Annotated in this window: 17 protein-coding genes; 7 read left to right on the top strand and 10 right to left on the bottom strand. The window is 68.3% G+C overall.

Translation table 11 applies throughout. From position 1 onward, the window contains the following. Positions 1–18: 18 nt before the first annotated feature. Positions 19–1,419, bottom strand: coding sequence for an MBL fold metallo-hydrolase (locus RIE08_13700; protein ID MEQ8718659.1), 1,401 nt, complete (start codon positions 1,417–1,419; stop codon positions 19–21). Between the two features lie 164 nt (positions 1,420–1,583). Here RIE08_13700 and RIE08_13695 point away from each other — a divergent pair, with 164 nt between their 5' ends. Next, positions 1,584–2,603, top strand: a complete 1,020-nt coding sequence (locus RIE08_13695; GenBank protein ID MEQ8718658.1) for a class I SAM-dependent methyltransferase — start codon at positions 1,584–1,586, stop codon at positions 2,601–2,603. Positions 2,604–2,612: 9 nt separating this feature from the next. On the opposite strand, the gene RIE08_13690 is transcribed toward RIE08_13695, so the two are convergent. Beyond that, a complete protein-coding gene (locus tag RIE08_13690) occupies positions 2,613–3,311 on the bottom strand; it encodes a response regulator transcription factor (protein ID MEQ8718657.1) in 699 nt (232 codons plus the stop codon). Next, complete coding sequence (locus tag RIE08_13685) at positions 3,311–4,495, bottom strand: sensor histidine kinase (protein MEQ8718656.1); 1,185 nt, start codon at positions 4,493–4,495, stop codon at positions 3,311–3,313. The genes RIE08_13690 and RIE08_13685 overlap by 1 nt, the downstream gene beginning before the upstream one ends. A 182-nt stretch (positions 4,496–4,677) precedes the next feature. Here RIE08_13685 and RIE08_13680 point away from each other — a divergent pair, with 182 nt between their 5' ends. Beyond that, positions 4,678–5,466, top strand: coding sequence for an ABC transporter ATP-binding protein (locus RIE08_13680; GenBank protein MEQ8718655.1), 789 nt, complete (start codon positions 4,678–4,680; stop codon positions 5,464–5,466). Between the two features lie 41 nt (positions 5,467–5,507). Further along, positions 5,508–7,991: an FtsX-like permease family protein gene (locus tag RIE08_13675; GenBank protein ID MEQ8718654.1), complete on the top strand. Its 2,484-nt coding sequence runs from the start codon at positions 5,508–5,510 to the stop codon at positions 7,989–7,991. Between the two features lie 369 nt (positions 7,992–8,360). Here the strand turns inward: RIE08_13675 and RIE08_13670 are convergent, their stop codons facing one another. From RIE08_13670 to RIE08_13655, 4 genes are read right to left on the bottom strand one after another with little or no spacing between them, the layout of a single operon-like run. Next, on the bottom strand, positions 8,361–8,975 hold the full coding sequence (locus tag RIE08_13670) for a ferric reductase-like transmembrane domain-containing protein (protein MEQ8718653.1): 615 nt from the start codon (positions 8,973–8,975) through the stop codon (positions 8,361–8,363). Next, entirely contained in the window at positions 8,972–9,949 is a 978-nt protein-coding gene (locus RIE08_13665; GenBank protein ID MEQ8718652.1) for an FAD:protein FMN transferase, read from the bottom strand. Before RIE08_13665 ends, RIE08_13670 begins: the two co-directional genes overlap by 4 nt. Continuing rightward, complete coding sequence (locus tag RIE08_13660) at positions 9,936–10,421, bottom strand: hypothetical protein (protein ID MEQ8718651.1); 486 nt, start codon at positions 10,419–10,421, stop codon at positions 9,936–9,938. The genes RIE08_13665 and RIE08_13660 overlap by 14 nt, the downstream gene beginning before the upstream one ends. Further along, the gene (locus RIE08_13655) at positions 10,405–11,040 is read right to left on the bottom strand and encodes a hypothetical protein (protein ID MEQ8718650.1); all 636 of its coding nucleotides are present in this window, start codon (positions 11,038–11,040) and stop codon (positions 10,405–10,407) included. The genes RIE08_13660 and RIE08_13655 overlap by 17 nt, the downstream gene beginning before the upstream one ends. A 111-nt stretch (positions 11,041–11,151) precedes the next feature. On the opposite strand from RIE08_13655, the gene RIE08_13650 reads away from it, so the two are divergent. The 3 genes from RIE08_13650 (at position 11,152) to RIE08_13640 (ending at position 15,836) form a co-directional block, all read left to right on the top strand. Continuing rightward, on the top strand, positions 11,152–11,826 hold the full coding sequence (locus RIE08_13650; GenBank protein ID MEQ8718649.1) for a response regulator transcription factor: 675 nt from the start codon (positions 11,152–11,154) through the stop codon (positions 11,824–11,826). Continuing rightward, entirely contained in the window at positions 11,823–13,214 is a 1,392-nt protein-coding gene (locus tag RIE08_13645) for an ATP-binding protein (protein ID MEQ8718648.1), read from the top strand. The genes RIE08_13650 and RIE08_13645 overlap by 4 nt, the downstream gene beginning before the upstream one ends. Before the next feature lie 198 nt (positions 13,215–13,412). After that, positions 13,413–15,836 (top strand): EAL domain-containing protein, encoded by a 2,424-nt coding sequence (locus tag RIE08_13640; GenBank protein MEQ8718647.1) that lies wholly within the window; start codon positions 13,413–13,415, stop codon positions 15,834–15,836. A 114-nt stretch (positions 15,837–15,950) separates the two neighbouring features. On the opposite strand, the gene RIE08_13635 is transcribed toward RIE08_13640, so the two are convergent. Continuing rightward, complete coding sequence (locus RIE08_13635) at positions 15,951–16,946, bottom strand: homocysteine S-methyltransferase family protein (GenBank protein ID MEQ8718646.1); 996 nt, start codon at positions 16,944–16,946, stop codon at positions 15,951–15,953. Beyond that, positions 16,943–17,869, bottom strand: coding sequence for a phytanoyl-CoA dioxygenase family protein (locus tag RIE08_13630; GenBank protein ID MEQ8718645.1), 927 nt, complete (start codon positions 17,867–17,869; stop codon positions 16,943–16,945). The genes RIE08_13635 and RIE08_13630 overlap by 4 nt, the downstream gene beginning before the upstream one ends. 79 nt (positions 17,870–17,948) lie before the next feature. On the opposite strand from RIE08_13630, the gene RIE08_13625 reads away from it, so the two are divergent. Continuing rightward, positions 17,949–20,426, top strand: coding sequence for a winged helix-turn-helix domain-containing protein (locus RIE08_13625; GenBank protein ID MEQ8718644.1), 2,478 nt, complete (start codon positions 17,949–17,951; stop codon positions 20,424–20,426). A 3-nt stretch (positions 20,427–20,429) separates the two neighbouring features. On the opposite strand, the gene RIE08_13620 is transcribed toward RIE08_13625, so the two are convergent. After that, a complete protein-coding gene (locus tag RIE08_13620; protein MEQ8718643.1) occupies positions 20,430–20,735 on the bottom strand; it encodes a DUF1905 domain-containing protein in 306 nt (101 codons plus the stop codon). Between the last annotated feature and the right edge of the window lie 149 nt (positions 20,736–20,884).

Here is a 20,884-nt window from a genome sequence, read left to right as displayed (position 1 = left end):
CCGGCGACCAACCCCGGGTCAGTGCTCCAGGCGGACGCGCTCCCCCGGTCGTGGCGCGACGGCGTCGAGGCCGAGGCGGTCTTCGAGGACGTCGACGAGAGCGGCGGAGCCGTCGGACTCGCCATGGTTCACGAACACCATCTCGGGCGGGGGCGTCGCCGTCGCGATCCAGTCGACCAGGTCGCCCTGATCCGCGTGCGAGGAGAGGTCGACGGAGACGACCCGGGCCCGGACCCGGTGGTAGGCACCGAGGAGCTTGATCTGGCTCGCTCCGTGGCGCAGCGCGTCACCGCGCGTACCGGGAGCCTGGAAGCCCGCAAGGAGCACAGCGTTGCGGTGATCGCCGATCCGGTTCGCGAGGTGATGAAGGACGCGCCCGCCTGTGACCATTCCCGAGGCCGAGACGATGACCATCGGGCCGTGTCGCGCATTGAGGGCCTTCGACTCCTCGGTGGTATGGACCTCGGTCAGACGCAGCGAGGCGAAGAGTCCGCTGCCGTGCAACTCAGGACGGATCTCGGGGGACCCGGAGCGCGCTTCGGCGCGGTAGACGTCGAGGGCACGACTGGCCATGGGACTGTCGACGAACACCGGGATGTCGGGAACCCGCCCGGACGACACGAGCCGGTCGAGGTGCCACAACACGACCTCCGTGCGGTCCACCGCGAACGCCGGGATGATGACGACCCCGCCGTAGCGGGCCGCTTCGGTGACCACCTCGGCGATGGCGGCTTCGGGGTCGTCGTCGGGATGGTTCTCGTCTCCGTAGGTGGATTCGCTGACAACGATGTCGGCCCGGGTCACGGGGGCCGGCGGCAGGAGCAGCGGGTGCGTCGACCTGCCGAGGTCGCCGCTGAACACGACCTTGCGGCCCGACGCGGTCAGATCGATGTGCACCGACGCGGCCCCCAGGATGTGGCCCGCCCGCCGCCACGTCACGTCGATGCCGGGTGCGACGGTGACGGTCGTGTCGAAGTCGGTCACCGTCAGGTGGTCGACCGAGTCGACAGCCTCCTGGCGCGTGTAGAGCGGCAGGGCCGGGTCATGGCGGGAGTAGCCCTTGCGGTTGGCATAGGCCGCTTCCTCCTCCTGGAGGTGCCCGCTGTCGGGCAGGACTATCGCTGCGAGCTTCCCGGTCCCCTGCGTGCAGTGGACCGGTCCCGCGAACCCGAGCCGCACCAGTCGCGGGAGGTACCCGCAGTGGTCGATGTGCGCATGGGTGAGCACCACGGCGTCGATGGACTCGGGCGGGACCGGGAAGGCGTCCCAGTTCTGCAACCGGAGCTTCTTGGGGCCCTGGAAGAGCCCACAATCGACGAGCACCCGGACGTCGCCGGTGTCGAGAAGGGTCTTGCTGCCCGTCACGGTCTGTGCCCCGCCGATGAACGTCAGGGTCGGCGAACGTCGGGCTGTGTCCATGGTGGGCCTGCCTCGGGCACACGGTTGAAGGAGATGCGATCTCGATTCTGCAGGTGAGCCGCCCCGGCCGCCACGGGCAAAGGTCACCGCGATGGCCGCTCCGGACCGCCGCCGGCCCAGCTACCCGATCCGGTCATCCGACCCCACGGCGTAGCCTTCGCCCCATGATCGATCGGGCGCGGCAGGCCGCGACCAGAGCTCTGCGCTCGACGCTGCGGTTCGGCGCGGAACGGTTCGCGGCGAGCGACCGGCTCATGAGCGTCGTGTACGACCTCATGAACGAGACCAACTTCGCCGGCCTCGCCGAACACGAGGAGATGCTCAGCGACTCGGTCCGGGTGGACGCGTACCACCGGGGCATCCGGCGCAACGTGGAGGCCGGCGACGTCGTCGTCGACCTCGGCACAGGTACCGGTCTTCTGGCCCTGATGGCGAGCCGGGCCGGCGCGGCGAAGGTCTACGCCGTCGAACACTCCGACTTCATCGAGGTCGCGCGTGAGATCGCCCGGCACAACGGCGTCACGAACATCGAGTTCGTGCAGGCCAACAGCCGCGAGTTCACTCCCCCCGAGCCCGTGGACGTCGTTCTCCACGAGCAGATGGGCGACGAACTCTTCAACGAGAACATGCTCGAGAACGTCCGCGATCTCCGGGACCGGGTGCTGCGACCCGGCGGCCGCATCCTCCCCGCGAGGTTCGCCCTCTTCGTCGAGCCGGTGTCACTGCACGAATCCATGCGGGTCCGCCGTTTCTGGAACATCGAACTCCCCGACGGGCTCAACCTGAGCGCGGTCGAGCACTCGACCGCCGCTGCCCGGTTCGACACGGGCCGCGCCGAGCAGTTCTGGGCCCGACCCGGATCGGTCTCGTCCCCGCTCGGGACGCCCCGACCGATCCTCGAGTTCGATCTCGCGACGCTCGGAGGCGTCGAGGAGCTCGCGATCGACCACGTGGTGGAGCGGACGGCATCCGCCGACGCGATCGTCGACGGGGCGTGCGTCTGGTTCGAGGCCCGCTTCGACGACGAGACGGTCCTGTCCACGTCACCCCTCGGCCCCGTCACGAGTTGGGGTAACCGGATGTTCCGCCTGGACCGGGAACTCGGCGCCGCTGAGACACTGCGCCTGCACGTGCATCTGGGCGAGCTCGTCGAACCCTCGACCTGGAGCGTCGAGGTTCTCTGACCAGCCGGGTCAGCCGCTCCCCGGCGCCAGGAGGCCGGTCTCGTAGGCGAACACGACGGCGTGGACCCGGTCCCGCAACGCGAGCTTCATGAGGATCCGCTTCACGTGGGTCTTGACCGTGCTCTCCGCTACGTACAGCTCTCTCGCGATCTCCTTGTTCGCCAGACCCTGGGCCATCAGCACGAGGACCTCGCGTTCGCGCTCGGTGAGCTGATCGAGCTCGCGGTTGGTGACGTCCGTCGGCTGCGGGCCCTCGGCGGTGGCCCGGCTGAACTCGCTCATCAGCCGCCTCGTGACCGACGGGGCGAGTAGGGCGTCGCCGGCTGCGATCACCCTGAGGCCCTCGAGGAGGTCCTCGGGCGGAGTGCGCTTGAGAAGGAACCCGCTGGCGCCAGCGCGAACCGCCTCATAGACGTACTCGTCGAGCTCGAAGGTCGTGAGCACCAGCACACGCGGCGCATCGGAGTGCCCGTCGTCGTCGACGGCGACTGCACCCGTGATCCGACGGGTCGCCTCGAGACCGTCCATTCCCGGCATGCGGATGTCCATCAGGACCACGTCCGGTCGCAGGGAGTCGGCGAGATCGACACCGGCGGCCCCATCGCCCGCCTCACCGACGACCTCGAGGTCGTCCTGGGTCTCGATCATCATCCGCAAGCCGGTGCGCACGAGGACGTCGTCGTCGACGATCAGCACCCTGATGGTCATCATCGCTCCTTCATCCGAGGAAGGTGGGCAGTCACTGCGAACCCGCCGCCGACGCGGGGTTGAGCGCTGAGGCGTCCCCCGAGGACGCTGACACGCTCTTTCATCCCGACGATGCCCCGACCGCCGACACCGGTGGGCGCCGCTGCGGCTCCACGTCCGTTGTCGGCCACCGAAACGACGATCTCGTCGTCGTCGCAGCGCAGAGACACCTCGATACGCGCAGGTCCGGCGTGCTTGACGGCGTTGGTGAGTGCCTCCTGCACGATCCTGTAGGCGGCCGCGCCGATCGGCCGCTCGATCGCGGGGTCGATTACGCCGGAACAGCCGTCCGCGAGGTGGACGTCGGCACCGGTGGCCCGCACGCCTTCGACGAGACGGGCGATGTCGGCCAGGCCATGGGTCGGCTCCAGGGGTACGCCATCTCCATCGCTGCGGTCGAGCAGGCCCAGCATGCGGTCGAGATCCGACAGCGCGGACCGACCGACGCGCTCGATGTCGTGCAGCGACTGGGCGGTCCGTTCATCTCGCGACGCGAGCCGCGCGGCGCCGGCCTGCATGACCATCACGTTCACGGCGTGGCCGACGGCGTCGTGGAGATCACGGGCGATGCGCAGCCGCTCATCGGCCACGGCACGCCGCGCGATCTCGGCCACCTCCTCGCGGGTGGCTTCGGCCTTCTCCGCGAGCTCGTGCTGGCGGATCTGACTCTTGCGGACCTGCACACCGACTACCCAGCCGATGCCGAAGAAGAACAGGCTGACCGGGACGACCAGAGGATCGATCCCACCGGGACCGTAGAAGGCCGTCAACGAGACCGGGACGGCGGCCGCCGCTGTGATCGTCGCCGAATCGCGAACCGGCCGGGTCACCGCGACGGTGTACGCGAGAAACGAGGCGGCGAGCAGCGCGTTGCCCTCCACGTGATCGACCCCCGCGAGCAGGTAGAGGACTGCCGCGGCCGCGAGCGCGGTTGCGGGCACGACGCGACGGACCAGAAGCAGCGCCGTCGGGCCGAGCACGAGTACCCAACCCAGACCTTCCACCTCTCCGAACTCGGCTACCGCCGCGTCGGACGTCATCTGAGAGACCGTCAGGAAGCCGAGCGCGAGGGCCACGACCGCATCGGCCGTCAACCACACGGGTTCGCGGTTCACATCTCGGTCTGTTCGAAACCGTTCGATCATCGAACATCGAAAGTACCGGGCACGACATCGGTGGTCGTCCCCCTCTGGGAGGACACGACTCCCCCTTCGGCCGACGGCAGAAGACCACCCACGGGAAGGACGACGGCGACCCGTGCGGATCACCACATTGGGATCGAGGCCACACCGGCCCGACCACACCTCGATTCCACAAGGAGATCCTCATGTCGCTCACCTCGACCCACCCAGGTGCATCCACGCTTCCCCCGCCGCCCTCCACGACGGCGTCTGTCGCCGCCGCCGAAGCAGTGGAAGTCGTCAAGACGTACGGCACCGGCGCCGCGGTCGTGCACGCCCTCGCCGGCGTGACCGTGTCCTTCGAGCGTGGTCGCTTCACCGCCATCATGGGCCCATCCGGATCAGGGAAGTCGACCCTGATGCAGACCGTCGCCGGTCTCGACGCGGTGTCGTCGGGAAGCGTGTACATCGGCGGCGTCGAGATGTCGACGCTGTCCGACAAGGAACTGACCCGCCTGCGGCGCGACAAGATCGGCTTCATCTTCCAGGCGTTCAACCTGGTGCCGAGCCTGACCGCCGGTGAGAACATCGTGTTGCCCGTCGACCTTGCGGGCCGCAAGGTCGACCGCGACTGGTTCGACATGGTCGTCTCGACCGTGGGTCTCAGCTCCCGCCTCCGGCACCGCCCGGCCGAACTGTCGGGCGGTCAGCAACAGCGTGTCGCCGTCGCCCGCGCGCTCATCAACCGACCCGAGATCATCTTCGGTGACGAACCGACCGGGAATCTCGACAGCCACGCCGGCGCCGAGGTGCTGTCGTTTCTCCGATCCGCCGTGCGCGAACTCGGCCAGACGGTCGTCATGGTCACCCACGATCCGGTCGCCGCTTCCTACGCGGACCGCATCGTCTTCCTCGCCGACGGCCGCATCGTCGACGCGATGTCCTCGCCCAGCCCTGACCAGGTGCTCGACCGCATGAAGCGGCTCGGCAACTGACCACCTTTCTTCTCCACCCACACATCGACGAAGGATCCACCATGTTCCGCCTCTCCCTACGCTCACTGCTCGCCAAGAAGCTCCGACTCCTCACCACCGCCATCGCGATCGTTCTCGGCGTGGCCTTCACCGCGGGGACGATGATCCTCGCGGACACGATGTCCGCGTCGTTCTCGTCCACCATCGACGACCTCGGCGAGGGCGTGGACGCGGTCGTGCGCGGCGACCGACTCGACCCCGATGACTCCTTCTCCCCTCGTGCGACCGTTCCGTTCGACACTCTGGAGACGGTCCGCTCGATCGACGGGGTCCGCACCGCGGCTCCCTACTGGGAGGGGTACGCACAGGTCATCGGGGCGGACGGGAAGGCACTCGATCTGCGCCAGAGCGTCGGATTGAACTGGATCGCCGACCCGGACCTCACGATGTTCCACCTCGTCGACGGCACCGCTCCACGCTCCGGCGGCGAGGTCGTCCTCGACTCGGACACGGCGGACCACGCCGAACTCGACGTGGGCGACACCGTGGACCTGATCACGGTCGCAGGTCGTGAGTCCTTCAGGATCGTCGGGCTCTCCGAACTCGACGGGGGCAGCTCGCTCGGCGACACGGCGTTCGCCTTCTTCCACGACAGCGACGCTGCCACCCGGCTCGCCGAGCCCGGGGCCGTCGACTGGATCCTCGTCGGCGCCGACGACACCACGACCGAGGCCGAACTCGCCACCGCCATCTCGGCTGCGACCCCGGACGCCCAGGTCCTGTCGGGTTCCGAGTTCGTCGACGAGTTGCAGAACGAGGTCGACGACTCGATCGAGCTGATCGAGACCGTGCTCTTGGCCTTCGGTGCGATCGCGTTGTTCGTCGGTTCGTTCACGATCGCCAACACGTTCACAATCACCATCGCCCAGCGCACCAGGGAACTCGCCCTCGTCCGGGCCATCGGAGCGAGCCGGCGCCAGGTGCTCGGTTCCGTCTTCCTCGAGGCCGGAATTCTCGGCGCCGTCGCCGCCGCGCTGGGTCTCGTCGCCGGCCTCGGGGTGGCCACCGCTCTCACGAAGGTCTTCAGCGCGACCGGGCTGGAGTTCCCGTCCCGAGCACTGATCGTGGCTCCCTCGACCGTTGCCGTCTCGATGGCGGCCGGCATCGTCGTCACCGTCGCTGCCGCGGTCGTGCCCGCTCGACGGGCCGCTTCGGTCGCTCCGGTCGACGCCATGCGGGACGCGAGCATCGAGCGTCTCGACACGTCCCGCCGACGGGTCGCCATCGGTTCCGCGCTCGGAGTCGCCGGCATCGCTGCGCTCGTCAGCGGCGCCTCTGGGGGTGCCGCCTCGACCGTGGGCCTCGGCAGTCTCGCAACGTTGCTCGCCGTGCTTGCGCTGGGTCCGGTGCTCGTTCGCCCGGTCACCGGCGCGCTCGCGGTGCCGATGCGCCGACTCGGCGCCAGCGGCCGACTGGCCGCGGCCAACGCGACACGGAACCCGAGAAGGTCAGCCGCCACCGCCGCAGCACTGACGATCGGCGTGATGTTGGTCGTCGGTGCCTCGATGTTCGCCTCGACGGCCAAGGCGACGTTGAGTGGCGACGTCGACGACGTGTTGACGGCCGATCAGGTGCTACGACCGGTTGGCATGAACCCCGGGTTCCCGACTGGCATCGCCGGTTCGATCGACGCTCTCGACGACGTGAGAGCCGTGCCCATGCAGATCACGATGGCACTGCTCGACGGCGAGGCGGCCGACGTCGCCGGACTGGACCTCCCGGCGGCGACCGGAATGATCCGCCTGAACCTGGTCGATGGTGACCTCGGTCCAGCGGGGCTCGCGATCGGCGATCGTGTGGCAGAGGATCGGGGCTGGTCGGTCGGTGACACGGTCGAGATGACCTTCGCCGACGGGGTATCCCAGTTGGCCGTGGTGGGAGCCATCTTCGAGGAGACCACCGCCCTACCACCCGTGATCGCCCCCTACGACACGGTGGCCCCCCACGGCGATGACCTCGATCGCCTGGTCTTCGTCGACGCCCCATCCGACGCACTTGCCACGGTCGAGTCGATTCTGTCCACCGCTCCGACGGTGACGGTGGACACCGTCGACGGATACGCAGCTTCGCTTGCGGGCTCGCTCGACATGGTGCTGACCGTGGTGCTCGGCTTCCTCGGCCTGGCCGTGGTGATCGCCGTGCTGGGGATCGCGACGACCGTCGGGTTGTCGGTCCACGAGCGCACCCGTGAACTCGGGGTCTTGCGGGCGGTCGGCATGAGTCGACGGCAGCTGCGTCGGTCCATCCGGCTCGAGTCCATCGCGATCGCGCTGTTCGGCACGCTGCTCGGCATGGCGATGGGCATCGGGTTCACCTGGGCGCTGCTCACGACGCTCGTCGACGACGGGCTCGCATCGCCCGTCGTCCCGGCCGGCGCCCTGGTCGCTGTCACCGTGGGCGCCCTGCTCGCAGGAACGATCGCCGCGGCTCTCCCGGCCCGGAGAGCCGCCCGTATCGCTGTCCTCGACGCCGTCCGGTCCGCCTGAACGGCGCCCGGGACCGAAGTCCCGCCCCTTCCTGGCCACCCGGCGACAGCCGGGTGGCCAGGGTCGCGTCCGTTACCGGTCGACCCGTCCCACCGTGGGGGGAGGACGTCCCCCAGACGGCCACCGTGTTGGTCACGTTCGCGTCGAGCGTCGGCAGGCCCGAGGCCACGAGCGCCGGGAACGTGACGAGTGAGCCACCACCGGCGATCGCGTTGATCCCTCCCGCGGCGACACCTGCACCGGCGAGGAGCAGCACGGTGTCAGGCTCCACGACGCCCCCGGCGAGCACGGGAGCGATCTATGACTCCATGTCCGACGGGCATCGAGACGTTCTACCTTCCGCACCGTCGGTCGAGCGCGATCGGAACCCTAAGGGCCAGTGGAGACGGAGCCGTCGGAGATGGCCGTGTTCACAGGAACGGCGTCCCGTGCGGAGGCCGACCGTTCGGCGCGACGCACCGCTCGTCGATTCGCCACCCGGTACATGAGCGCGAAGGCGACGGCGAGGATCGAGGCCGCTGCGCCGCCCCGGTACAGCCACGAGGTGGAGTCGGTCCCGGCGAAGGCGGCGTGCATGCTCGTGAGCCAGAACGCCAGGTAGCTGGTGAGGTGCACGACCCGCCAGAAGCGACGCGGGAGGCGTCGCATCGCCAACGAGGTCAGTTGCACCGCGACGAGGAGCCACATGCCGAGGACCCCGAGAGCGACGGCCCCGGGCTTCCATTCAGACGCGTAGGGGACGGCGAGATCCGCGAGTCCGAACGACACGTAGCTGTCGGCGACCAGGGACGCCAGGTGGATCGCGAGGAACGACATCGTGAGCCCGGCCAGCCAACGGTGCATCGCCAGTAGCCAGGTCGGATGCCGATGGTTGGGGAACGCCTTCGTGGAGAGGAGGATTCCCCAGATCACCGACGCGGTGAGCATCAGCCAGGCGATCATCCCCGACGAGCGCGTGAGGTACCACCAGAACTCCGGATTCATCGCGCACCGCTCCGTGGCCGCATGTCGATCCCGGCGAGATCACCGGTGCTCAGGACGCTGCATCCGGCCGAGGCCCGTGGGACGGCGATTCCACTGAGTCCATGTCCGTCCAGGTAGGCGACGGCATCGCCGGAGCCTGCCGCGAGTGCGGCGGTGGCGTGCACCTCGGCCAGCCACGCTGCTGAGGCGATGACCGTGACAGCGTCGAGATCGGTCGACGAGGACCGCTCGGTGACCGGGTCGATCTGGTGATGGCGTTCGACGCCGTCACGTGTCCAGCGACGCGAGCGGGTGCTCGACGTTGCGACGCCTCCGCCGCTGATGGCGAGAGCGCAGAGCAGCCCGTCGGCGGGATCGGGGTGCTCGACGTCTACCAGCCAGCCGGCGGGGTCGACCGGCACGCCACCCATCGCGAGGTCTCCTCCGATCTCGACCATTGCCCCGGCCACGCCGGCGTCGAGGAGGCGGGCGACCGCGAGGTCGGCCGCCAGACCCTTGCCGATGCCTCCGGGGTCGACGACGAGGCCGGCCGGGACCGTCACGGTGTTCGCGCACGGGTCGAGTTCCAGGTCGTGCAGTGACGCCGACGCCCACATCGTCGCCGCAGGCACCTGGCACACAAGGTCTGGGTCGAGGTGACTGGCGGAGTACCCCTCGGCGATGACGGCCCTCAACACGGTCGGGTCGAACCGACCCGCGGTCACCTGGTAGCCCTCGATCATCGCCCCCAACAGGGTCAACGTCGACGGGTCGACGCTGAGCACTCCACCGCCGGTCGGACCGAGTGCGTTGATGCGGCTGATGTCGCTGGTGGGGATGAACCTGCTCCAGCGATCCTCGAGGTGGCGTAGGTAGGAGACGACATCCCTCAGAGCTGCATCGACTCGACCGGCCGGCCCGCCGTCGGTCGGGTCTGAGGCGATGAGATGCAGCCGGCTGGCCATCACCCGGCTGTGGATCTCAGCGACTGCCATTGGTCTGCCCCGTCGGCGCCTGCGACACGGGGGCCTGACGAACCGTCGGGGCCTGGGCCACGCTGGCCTGCCGGACCGCCGGCTCTGCGCTCAACACGATCGGCTGGCCTGGCGATGCCGGCACAGCTTCCGACGTTCCTCCGACGACAGTGGCCGCGTCCGTCGCGTCGGCGGGGTGGATGACGACCACCACCTGGGCGGGAGTGGCCGGCGTCGTGATCAGGGGCTGCGCAGACGAGGACGTCTCCCGGTTCGCGTAACCCAGGGCGGCGACGAGACCGAGCATGGCGGCGAAGCCGAAACCTGCCGCAGCGATCTTGGACCGCTGAGCGGCACCCTCGCGTCGCGCCCCTGTGGAGCGTCCGGTGCCGGCCGGCTGTCCCTCGCCACCGGAGCGGGACGACTGGGCCCTGCGTCGCTGCAGCTCTTCGACCCGTGCCCGATGAGAAGCCGGCTCAGTCATCGTCCTCACGCCCTTCGTACTCTCTGTGTTCGTACTCGTCCTCGTAGTCGTCGTACTCGTCGTCGTGCTCGTCGTCGTACTCATCGTCGTGATCGTCGTCGTAGGGGGTGGTAGCGGCCACGGGTGCACCCGCCCGCTCGCTCACGCTCGCCGTGATGGTGCCGTCGGCGTTCGAGACAGCGGTGAAGTCGAGGGCCCGCGACCCGTCGGTCATGGTGACCGTCAACGTTGACGGGTCGCTCTGTGCGAGGTTCCAGCTCCAACCGGGTGCCGGCGCCACCCACTCGAGACGCACTCCGGCATCCGTCGTCGCGACCGCGACGGTCCCGGCGGTGTCGACGGCGAATTCCTGCACGCCGTCCGCGTCGGCGACCGACGTGGACGTCGACGGCTCGGCCGCGGAAGTGTCCGGGAGGTAGACGTCGACCACCTGCGCGGAGGGCGTCGTCAGGTCGCCGGCGGCCGAGACGTTCCCGACCGGACTGTCGGATGCGTTGTCGAGGATGCCGATGTTGGCGCTGACGGCTGTCGCACCGGCGAGGACGACCGCGAAGACGGACACGATCGTGACGAGCCGTGTGCGGCCCGAGAACCATCCGGTGGGCTTTGAGGGCTGTGGAGAAGTCATGTGCTCAACGTAGAGACGTGCCCACCAGAGGGTGGCCAGCCGGAGGTAAGCGTTTGGCAAAGATGACCGTCTGCCCTGTCGGCCATGTCGGGGCCGCGGCATGCTCTCGCCATGAGAATCCTGGTCGTGGAAGACGATCCGTCGATCTCGGGGCCGCTGCGGGACGGCCTCACCCGCGAGGGATTCGAGGTCGAGGTGGCGGCGACCGGCGCCGAGGCGCTGGCTGCTACGCCTGTCGATCTGGTACTGCTCGACCTCGGTCTTCCCGACCTCGAGGGACGCGTCGTGTGTCAGCGGCTCCGATCGACGACCAGCGTGCCGATCATCGTGGTCTCGGCCCGCGGCGACGAGATCGACCGTGTCATGCTCCTCGAACTCGGCGCCGACGACTACGTCGTCAAGCCGTTCGGCTTCCGTGAACTCGTCGCCAGGATCCGGGCGGTCACCCGCCGCGCCAACTCGACGGAGAGTTCCCACACCACAGATGAACTTGTCGTCGGACCGCTACACATCGACCAACGCAGCAGGACCGTGGAGTTCGCGGGTGACCATGTCGAGCTCACGCCCAAGGAGTACGACCTCCTCGTGTTCCTCGCCTCCGATGCCGGCGCCGTCCGCAGCCGCGAACAGCTCATCCACGACGTGTGGGACGAGCACTGGTGGGGATCGACGAAGACGCTCGACGTCCACGTCGCATCACTGCGCAAGAAGCTGCTCCCCGATCTGATCGAGACCGTCCGATCGGTCGGCTACCGACTGGTCGAGCTCCCCACCGATCCTCCATGACCAGACGTCTCGTGGTCAGCTACCTGGCGATCACCGTCGTCGTCCTGGTCCTTCTCGAAGTGCCGTTCGCCGTCTTCTACGCCCAACGGGAACTCGAACGCCTCACCGCCGACGTCGAGCGCGACGCATCGGTCATCGCCTCCATCTACGAGGACGACCTCGAGGCAGGGCGCACCCCCGACCCACTCCCCGCGCAGCGCTACGAAGCGCGGACGGGAGCGCGGGTCGTCGTGGTCGACGCACGAGGGATCTCCGTCGTCGACACCGGCCAACCGGCCCCCCGGGACTTCGCGACACGCCCGGAGATCGCCACCGCTCTCACGGGCGAACGCTCCACGGGCACGCGCCCGTCGGAGACCCTCGGCACCGAACTGCTCTATGTCGCGGTACCCGTCGCGTCGAGCGGCACCGTGCACGGCGCCCTGCGGATCACCCTCGACACCTCCGAGGTGGATGAACACGTACACCGCTTCTGGTGGGGACTCGCGAGCATCGGTCTCGTGGTCCTCGCCGCGATGGGCCTGGTCGGCTGGCTCATCGCCCGTTCCGTGACATTGCCACTGCGCCGCCTCAACGCCACCGCCCGTCGCTTCGGCAGCGGAGACCTCAGTATCGAGCCGGCCGCCGCAGAAGGACCACCCGAGCTCCGCGAGCTCTCCGAGACCATGTCGACGATGGCACGGCAGCTCGCGGCGATGATCGACGAACAGCGGGCCTTCGTCGCCGACGCCTCACACCAGCTCCGCACTCCCCTCACGGGGCTCCGACTCAGACTCGAGAACCTCCAGGCCGACCCCGACGGCACCACCGACGGGGCGCAGATCGAAGCGGCTATCGAGGAGATCACCCGCCTGTCGACCCTCGTGACCGACCTGTTGCAGCTCGCCCGCGCCGACCGTCACGACACATCTGTCCCTCACGACCTCGCCGCCATCGCCGCCGAGAGGGTCGACACCTGGAGCGCCGTGGCCGAGGGAGCCGACGTCCGCCTCGCGCTGCAGTCCGATCAGCCGTCCCTGATGGTCATGGCCGTCCCCGGTGCGATCGAACAGATCCTCGACAACGTGCTGGACAACGCGGTGGACATCTCGCCCGCGGGTACCACCGTCACCGTGTCCATCCACCCCGGCGTCGAAGAGCACAGCCTCGTCGTTACCGACCAGGGACCCGGCCTGACCGACGACGACAAGGCGCGCGCGCTGCGACGCTTCTGGCGCGGCGACACGAACCGCCCCGGCACCGGCCTCGGCCTCGCCATCGCAACGAGCCTCGCGACGGCCTCGGGAGGCGGCCTGAGCCTGGGCGACGGTCCCGATGGTGGACTGGAGGTCACCGTCGACTTCCCCGCCGAACAGCCGGGGGAGCTCCACCCCTCTGAGCACGGTTAGTGCCGCAGTCACGGATCGCCGCTCACTGCCAGCCGGCGTGAGCGGGATGTTCACCATCTCGCCGGCGCAGCTCGTGGTCGAGGCATAGACGGAGTCGGTGACAAGAAACGGTGTCCGATCCCATATAGGCTGATATGTGAATCTGTAAATTCAGTTCGCCGTCCCCTGACCCCGCGCGGCATGTGGAAGGGACGGCCTATGGCCGACGAACAGAATCTCTCTGCAGTTCTCAGCGAGTTCGCGCGCACCGTCATCACCGATTTCCCGATCCAGAAGATCCTCGACCACCTGGTGCAACGGATCGTCGGGGTCTTGCCCATCACCGCTGCGGGTGTGACCCTCATCTCGGACGACAGAAAGGCGGAATACATCGCGGCCTCCGACGCGTCTGCGTTGCGGTTCGAGCAACTGCAGTCCGAGGTCGGAGAGGGACCCTGCCTCGAGGCGTACCAAACCGGCGAGGCGGTCGCCGTCCCAGACGTGGCAACTGACGGCCGGTTCCCACGTTTCTCGCCCCTCGCAAGCACGGCTGGTCTCGGAGCCGTGTTCACGTTCCCGCTGCGACATGGCGACGTTCGGATCGGCGCGCTCGACCTGTACAGAACCAGCCCCGGCCCACTCGACGAGCACGACATGGACACAGCGCAGACGCTGGCCGATGTCACCGCCGCCTATCTCCTCAACGCACGAGCACGGGAGGAGGCCAACCAAGACCTGGAGTCGGTCCGCCACAGTTCGCTGCACGACCCTCTCACCGGACTGCCCAACCGACAGCTACTTCAGGAGCGCCTCACTCACGCCTCTGACCTGGCGAAACGGTCCCACACGAAGGCGGCCGTACTCTTCGTCGACCTCGACCGCTTCAAGGACGTGAACGACCAGCACGGCCATCACGCCGGCGACGCGCTACTCCGCGCCGTCAGCGATCGGCTCAGCCACTTGATTCGCGATGGCGACACACTCGCTCGAGTTTCAGGAGACGAGTTCGTCCTGTTCTGCGAGAACATCAGCTCGCCCAAGGATGTGGAGGATCTCGCCGAGCGGATCGGCGCGTCCTTCAAGCCACCGTTCTCGATCTTCGGTCGCCCCATCGCGATCACAGCAAGCGTCGGGATCGCCTTCGCCGGCGCGGGCGCGGACATCACCGATGAGCTCATCACCAGAGCAGACGTCGCGATGTACGCGGTCAAACGCAGAGGCGGAGCAGACCATCAGATCCACGATCTTCGCACCACCTCGCCACCAGCGATGGACCCCCCACTGCTACCGGATTGGCGCGACGAAGAGTCGTTCGCTGCGGACCTTCGCGAAGCCATGGACTCGGGGGCGATCTACGTCGCCTACCAGCCGATCTTCGATCTGGACTCTGAGCGGATCCGCAAGGTCGAAGCGCTCGCACGGTGGGACCACCCGGTGCGTGGGGCCATCTCCCCAGGAACGTTCATCCCCCTGGCAGAACGTCACGGCCTGATCGACGAACTCGGGGCATGGGTGTTGCAGAGATCCTGCGCCGGGATAGTCGAGATACATCGGAGCGGGATCGACGTCGACTTGACGGTCAACGTCTCGGCGACGCAGCTACACCACCCCGATGTCGTTGAATGCGTGGCGGAAGTCCTGGAGGCCGCCGGCCTGGACGCACATCGGTTGTGGATCGAGGTGACCGAAGGCGTGCTGGTCGATGACCGTGCCATCGAGTCTCTGCATCGCCTACACGATCTCGGTGTGCGCCTGGCCATCGATGACTTCGGCACCGGCTATGCCAGCTTGCAGTATCTGACGCGACTCTCAGTGGATGCGCTCAAGATCGACATGTCCTTCGTCAGGGGTCTCGGCGTCAACGTCAGCGACACCGCAATCATTCGCTCGGTGATCGGCCTCGGACGGGAGCTCGGGGTGAGGGTCATCGCCGAAGGTGTCGAAACCGAATCCCAACGGGCTCAGCTGGTGGCGCTCGAGTGCCGTCTCGGGCAAGGATGGCTACTCGGGCACGCCGTCCAACTCGATGAGTTCATTCGAGCACGTCGACAGGGCGATGCGGTTCGTCCCGTCATCCCGGCCGGAGGGAACGAGAGGCTTCGTCTCGCAGCTCTCGAAGCCTGCAGGGTCCTCGATACGGACCACGAGAACGCGTTCGACTCTCTCGCTCGGTTGGCCTCCCGGTTGCTGGGGACACCGATCGCGCTGATCTCGCTCGTCGACGCCCAGCGCCAATGGTTCAAGGCGAGCATCGGCGTGGACGTCACGGAAACGCCGCGCGGCATCGCCTTCTGTTCACACGCCATCGAAGTCCCCGACCAGCCGTTCGTCATCCCCGACACAGAACTGGACGACCGCTTCTGCACCAACCCCTTCGTCACCGGACCCCCCAACATCCGCGCCTACGCCGGCATCCCGATCTGCAGCCGGGAAGGACTCGCGCTGGGAACCCTCTGCGTGTTGGACACCGCGCCACGCACCTTCAGCGACGACGACCTGGACCTGTTGACCGCCCTGGCCGAGCAGGCGGCAACGCTGCTCGACCTGCGTCGCCGGGTGGCCGAGCTCCACACACGAAACCAACTTGTGCGGGGCCAAGCCCTCGAAGGAGCCGTAGCACCAGCTCTCGTGGCCGGCGCCTGAGCGCGGGTTCTACAGTTCACTCGCCCTGGTGGCAGGGGAGCTCGCCGAGCCTGCGGTCGTCGGCCCTCGGGTGGGCCGGAACCGCGTGTTCCTCCACCGGAAAGCTCAGGCCGCTCACGACGGCTCGGGTCTCGTGCTCGGGCGCCCGGCGAATGCCGCACTGATCAGGTCGAGGTGGGCCAGGTCGGTGCCACAGCATCCGCCGGTGACCGCGAGGTGTGGGAGCCGGTCCGCGATCCGGAGGTAGCCGTCGACCAGGGCCGTCTCGTCGCCCCGATCGAGCTCTGTGGAGTTGTCGAGTTCCTCGTGGCTCTTCGTCGACGCGTTGGCGCGGACCCCGCGGAGGCGGTACCAGGGGCCGGGCGTGTCGAGGACGTGGAGGAAGTGGCTGGGGTGGGCGCAGTTCACCATGAAGTAAGCCGCTGCGCCGTCGGTGGCCGCGTCGACCTGCTCGATCGCCGCTGCCAGCGACTGACCGGAGGGCAGCCGGCCGTCGGTCTCGACGGTGAACGAGATGACGACGGGCACGTCTTCGCTGACGGCTGCCATCACGATCCCGGTCGCCTCGTCGGCGTAGTTGATCGTGAAGGCGGAGACGAGATCGGGACCGGCGGCCGCGAGGGACCGGACCTGTGGATGGTGGTACTTCGCTGCCTCTGAGGCGCTCATGGCGTCCGCGATGGCGTACCCGTCGCCGCGAGGACCGAGGTTGCCGCTGACGACCACCGCCGTGTCGGGGTTGGCCGCACGCAACTCGACGAAGAGCGTGACCGCGTCGCGGTTGACCCGCTCGAGGGCTCCCGCGTCGTAGCCGAGCAGGGCGCCCCAGTCGGAATGTGCCCGCCAGGTGAGCGTCTCGATGACCACACCGGTGCCGTCACGTCGGCCTATGTCGATCACCGCCTGGTAGTAGCGGCGGATGGTGTCTCGGTGCTCCGGCGACTCCAGGAGCGGGAAGGTCGCGAAGTGGGGCAGGTCGATGCCGTGGTTGAAGACCAGATCGGTCTCGAAGCCGGCCTCACTGATGAAGACGCGCCCGTCCAGTTGCGGCAGGCGGTGGGTGGCGGAGTCGGCAGAGCCGACCGGGCTTGTGACGAAACGGGTGCTCATGAAGGGGTCCTTTCACCGAAGGCGTACTCACCTGCGGTCATCTGGGGAATCGGGTTGGTCGGGCGGGGATGGGTGAACAGACGGGCGGGATCCTCGAAGTCGACGAGCCAGAGGCGGCCACCGCCGCACGGGGCCGGGTTGTACTCCGCGAACCCGAAGAGCTCCTGGGCCCGCCGGGGAAGGGCCGCTCCGACTTCGGGGGGAATCGAATAGGCGTGTGCCTCCTCCGGCCTCAGCCACCCCTGCAGGTAGCTGAGGTGGAGGGCCTGACGCCACTGGTCCACGGAGTGGTTGGCGCCGCCACCGTGGACGGTCTTGCCGCTGAACAACAGCACCGATCCCGCGGACATCTCGGCCGGAAGCGAGTTCGCCGGGTCGTACAGGCCGATGGAGTCGGCCCGGAGGTGGCTACCCGGGACGACACGCGTCGCGCCGTTCTCGGCTGTGCAGTCGGTGACGGCCAACATCGCGATGACCGTGATCTCGGGGCCGTCGGGGAGGTGCCGGTTGAACCAGGGCCAGCCGCTCTGGTCGCGGTGGAGGTACTGGGCGGACTCACCGGGGCCGATCGCGATGAGCTGGGTGTCGCTGATCTGGGTCGCCCCCCCGTCGGGGATGAGACGGTTGTCGGCGACACCGAGGATGGTGTCGTCGAGGCAGATGTCGACGAAGGCCGGCGTCTTGGCCAGGATTCCGTTCACGCGGACCGTCGTGGCGCCGTGGAACTCCTCCCACTCGGGGTCGCCGCTGCGACTCCCGGCCGGGGTGCCGTCGACCCACGGGCTGAGGTCGTCGCTCATCCGGCGGACGGTTGCCGCGGCGATGAGCCCGTCGACGATCACAGCTCCGACCTCTTCGATCGCAGCGTCCACCTCCGCGATCCCGGCGGTGCTGGGCAGGGTGGGCAGCGCTCCCACTCTCATCGGATTCTCCTCTTCTCCTGCTCGCCGTGTTGCGAGCACTGCCATCGTGGAGAAGCGCCGACTGAGGAGCTTGAGGGCCGTGTCCGGATTCTCTGAGGATCGTCGCCTGCGGGCCGCGGTGAAGCGGGACAAACTGTTGGGAATGCTCCGTTTCGGTGACTACTCCGTCGACGTCGGCGCCCGCGTCGTCGAACGGGACGGCGTGGAGCAGCACCTCGAGCCGCAGGCCTTCGATCTCCTCGTACATCTGCTGGCCCACCGCGAGCGCGTCGTCCCCAAGGCCGAACTGCTCGATGAGGTGTGGGGCGACCAGTTCGTATCGGAGTCGGCCCTGACCACCCGCATCAAGGAGGTCCGTCAGGCGCTCGGCGACAACGGCACCCGCCAGACGGTGATCAGGAATTTCCGCGGGCGCGGGTACCGGTTCGTGGCCGACGCCGTGGAGGACCTGCGGCCGCGAACCGCTCGGGCCGAGGTGGATGCACATGCGGCGCTCGTCGGGCGCGACGTCGACCTCGCAGAGGCAGCCGGCCTCGTCCACACGTCGAAGCTCGTCACGCTGGTGGGCCCCGGTGGTGTCGGCAAGACGACGTTGGCCCGGGAGCTGATCGGTCGATCAGGGGACCAGCACGCCGATGGGGTTCGGGTCGTGGAGCTCGCGCACACCAGCGACCCGGCGAGCCTGATCCACGTCCTACGCCGCGACACGGGACTGGTGGACGCCCGCACCAGCGACGCCCTCATCGCTGCGGTGGCGGCGCTCGATGCTGTCATCCTGCTGGACAACTGCGAGCACCTCATCGCCGAGGTCGGCAGGCTCGTCGCGGGGATCCTCGCCCGGAACGGCACCGTGCGGCTCTTGGCGACGAGCCGCGAACGCCTCGGCGTTCCGGCCGAGCAGGTGTGGCCGCTGGCTCCGCTCGGTGAGACCGCGGCACAGCAGCTCCTGCTCGCCAGGGCACGCCTGACCCAGCCGGACTTCTCGTGGGGCGTCGGTGACGAAGTGGACGTGAACCGGATACTCCATGCGATCGACCGGCTCCCGTTGGCCATCGAGATGGCCGCGGCCCGTCTCCCGACGATCGGTGTGTCAGAGCTCGCCGACCTCCTCACGAGTCGACTCGACCTCCTCGGCTCAGCCGACCGGGCCGCGGTCGCCCGGCACAGCACCATCGACGAACTGATCGGTTGGTCCGAGAGCCTTCTCACCGGCACCGAGCGCGACCTGTTGACCACGATGTCGGTCTTCTCGGGGCCGGTCACGATCACCGATATCGCTGCTGTCGCCGCTGGCGAAGCCGCCGAACTCGCGATGGGCCCCCTCGCCGGACTCGTCGACAAGTCACTCGCAGTGGCCGACACAACGAGGAGCCCGACCACGTACCGGCTTCTGGAGACAGTCCGTGCGTACGCAGAGAAGCGCCGCCCGCCCGATGTCGCAGCCGCCCACGCCCGCCACGTCGCGGTGACCGTCACGACATGCGACCGCCTCATCCGCACCGTGGACGAACCCGTCGCGACAGCGCGTCTCGAGGCGCTCACCGCCGAGATCCGAGCAGCTCACGCCTGGGCACGAACCCACGACACCGTGCTGGCGGGAGAACTGACCGCCGCGTTGTTGCGGTACGCCCACGAGCGACCATGGGCGGAGCCCAACGCGTGGGCCGGTGCTCTCGCGGAACTCCCCGATCTGGCTGAGCCGGCGAGGCTCGCCGCTTTCGCCGCGCTCGCCGCCGAAGCATCGAATCGTGGCGACTTCACCAGGTCCCGACACCTCGCTGAGCAGGCGGCGAACAGTACGGACCTGCGTGTCGTGGGGTTCGCCTACGACACACTCGCCAACATCGGCCTCTACAGCGGCGACCTGGACGCAGCGCATCACCATGCGGCGCTACTCCTGGAGCTGGGTGAGCATTGCGATGACGCGATGATCCGCAGTCTGGGTGTCTCCACCGAGGTGTTGTCCTTCGTCTACGACGGCCAGGTCGGCGAGGGCGAAGCGGCCTTCGAACGACTGAACACCGTGACCGAACTGAGCCCGACGAGCGCGGCATGGATCGCATACACCGAAGGCGAGGTCCTGGCAGCCGCCGGCCGAATTGCGCCAGCGACCGATGCCTACCGCCGAGCCATCGAGCTCGGGACCTCGGTCGGCAGTCTCTTCGTCGTCAGCGTGTCCAACGTCTCCTCCCTCGCCGCTGCGACCCGCGCGAGCGACGCTCCCCTCGACGCGTTCGTTCCGCTCCTCGAGGAGTACCGGCGGACTCAGAGCCTCACCCATGCCGTCACGACGCTTCGTAACCTGATCGAGGCGATGGTGAACGCCGGGATGACGGAGCCGGCGATGAGGATCGCCGGTGCGCTCTCGAGCTCGGCGGTGAAATCGACGTACGGCGCGGAGTCCGACCGTGTCGAGGCGGTGCGTGGAGCTGCCATCGCCGCCGCCGGCAGTGAATCGGTGGACGAATGGCTACGGGAGGGCGCACGCCACGACGCCCCCTGGGCCCTCGATCACGCCATCGACATCCTGAACGAGCGCCGGGCAGCGACGGAGTAGGACCTACAGGTCAGCGAGCACCACTTCGAGCTCGACTGCGACCGTGTCACCGACCTCGATGTTCTCGGCCTTTCGGACGGGATTCTTGACGGGCAGCACATAGGAGCCCGATCCGGAGTCGGGGAACACCGATGTCAGCCACTCGCTCCCGCCGATGCGCACATGCACGCGCACCGAGCCGAAACCCCGACGGGGAGGGGTCATGTCCCGGATCTCCTCGGCCACCTCGACCGGCACCATGGCGAACACCCAGGAGGCGTCGGTACGTGCGTCCCACTCGAACAGCTCGGCATCGAAGGCGAATGCCATCGGGAGAACCTAGTGCCGTGACCGGCAACGTCGGGGGTGGCGCGTCCACCACTTGAGTGTCGAAGTCGCGTTGGATGTGGGTATGGCTGAACGCGTCCGGGTTCGAGAGATCACCAACGATGAGGGGAATCGTCTGCTCAAGATCGTGC

This window comes from Acidimicrobiales bacterium (assembly GCA_040219085.1).
Lineage (GTDB): Bacteria > Actinomycetota > Acidimicrobiia > Acidimicrobiales > JAVJTC01 > JAVJTC01.
Note: the sequence above shows the minus strand (reverse complement) of the source record. Positions and strands in the feature narration are given on the sequence as shown.

What these genes read in the sequence shown, in the direction of transcription:
- RIE08_13700 (MEQ8718659.1), bottom strand. Translation starts at nt 1,419, where the DNA reads ATGGACACAGCCCGACGTTCGCCGACCCTGACGTTCATCGGCGGGGCA.
- RIE08_13695 (MEQ8718658.1), top strand. Translation starts at nt 1,584, where the DNA reads ATGATCGATCGGGCGCGGCAGGCCGCGACCAGAGCTCTGCGCTCGACG.
- RIE08_13690 (MEQ8718657.1), bottom strand. Translation starts at nt 3,311, where the DNA reads ATGACCATCAGGGTGCTGATCGTCGACGACGACGTCCTCGTGCGCACC.
- RIE08_13685 (MEQ8718656.1), bottom strand. Translation starts at nt 4,495, where the DNA reads ATGATCGAACGGTTTCGAACAGACCGAGATGTGAACCGCGAACCCGTG.
- RIE08_13680 (MEQ8718655.1), top strand. Translation starts at nt 4,678, where the DNA reads ATGTCGCTCACCTCGACCCACCCAGGTGCATCCACGCTTCCCCCGCCG.
- RIE08_13675 (MEQ8718654.1), top strand. Translation starts at nt 5,508, where the DNA reads ATGTTCCGCCTCTCCCTACGCTCACTGCTCGCCAAGAAGCTCCGACTC.
- RIE08_13670 (MEQ8718653.1), bottom strand. Translation starts at nt 8,975, where the DNA reads ATGAATCCGGAGTTCTGGTGGTACCTCACGCGCTCGTCGGGGATGATC.
- RIE08_13665 (MEQ8718652.1), bottom strand. Translation starts at nt 9,949, where the DNA reads ATGGCAGTCGCTGAGATCCACAGCCGGGTGATGGCCAGCCGGCTGCAT.
- RIE08_13655 (MEQ8718650.1), bottom strand. Translation starts at nt 11,040, where the DNA reads ATGACTTCTCCACAGCCCTCAAAGCCCACCGGATGGTTCTCGGGCCGC.
- RIE08_13650 (MEQ8718649.1), top strand. Translation starts at nt 11,152, where the DNA reads ATGAGAATCCTGGTCGTGGAAGACGATCCGTCGATCTCGGGGCCGCTG.
- RIE08_13645 (MEQ8718648.1), top strand. Translation starts at nt 11,823, where the DNA reads ATGACCAGACGTCTCGTGGTCAGCTACCTGGCGATCACCGTCGTCGTC.
- RIE08_13640 (MEQ8718647.1), top strand. Translation starts at nt 13,413, where the DNA reads ATGGCCGACGAACAGAATCTCTCTGCAGTTCTCAGCGAGTTCGCGCGC.
- RIE08_13635 (MEQ8718646.1), bottom strand. Translation starts at nt 16,946, where the DNA reads ATGAGCACCCGTTTCGTCACAAGCCCGGTCGGCTCTGCCGACTCCGCC.
- RIE08_13630 (MEQ8718645.1), bottom strand. Translation starts at nt 17,869, where the DNA reads ATGAGAGTGGGAGCGCTGCCCACCCTGCCCAGCACCGCCGGGATCGCG.
- RIE08_13620 (MEQ8718643.1), bottom strand. Translation starts at nt 20,735, where the DNA reads ATGGCATTCGCCTTCGATGCCGAGCTGTTCGAGTGGGACGCACGTACC.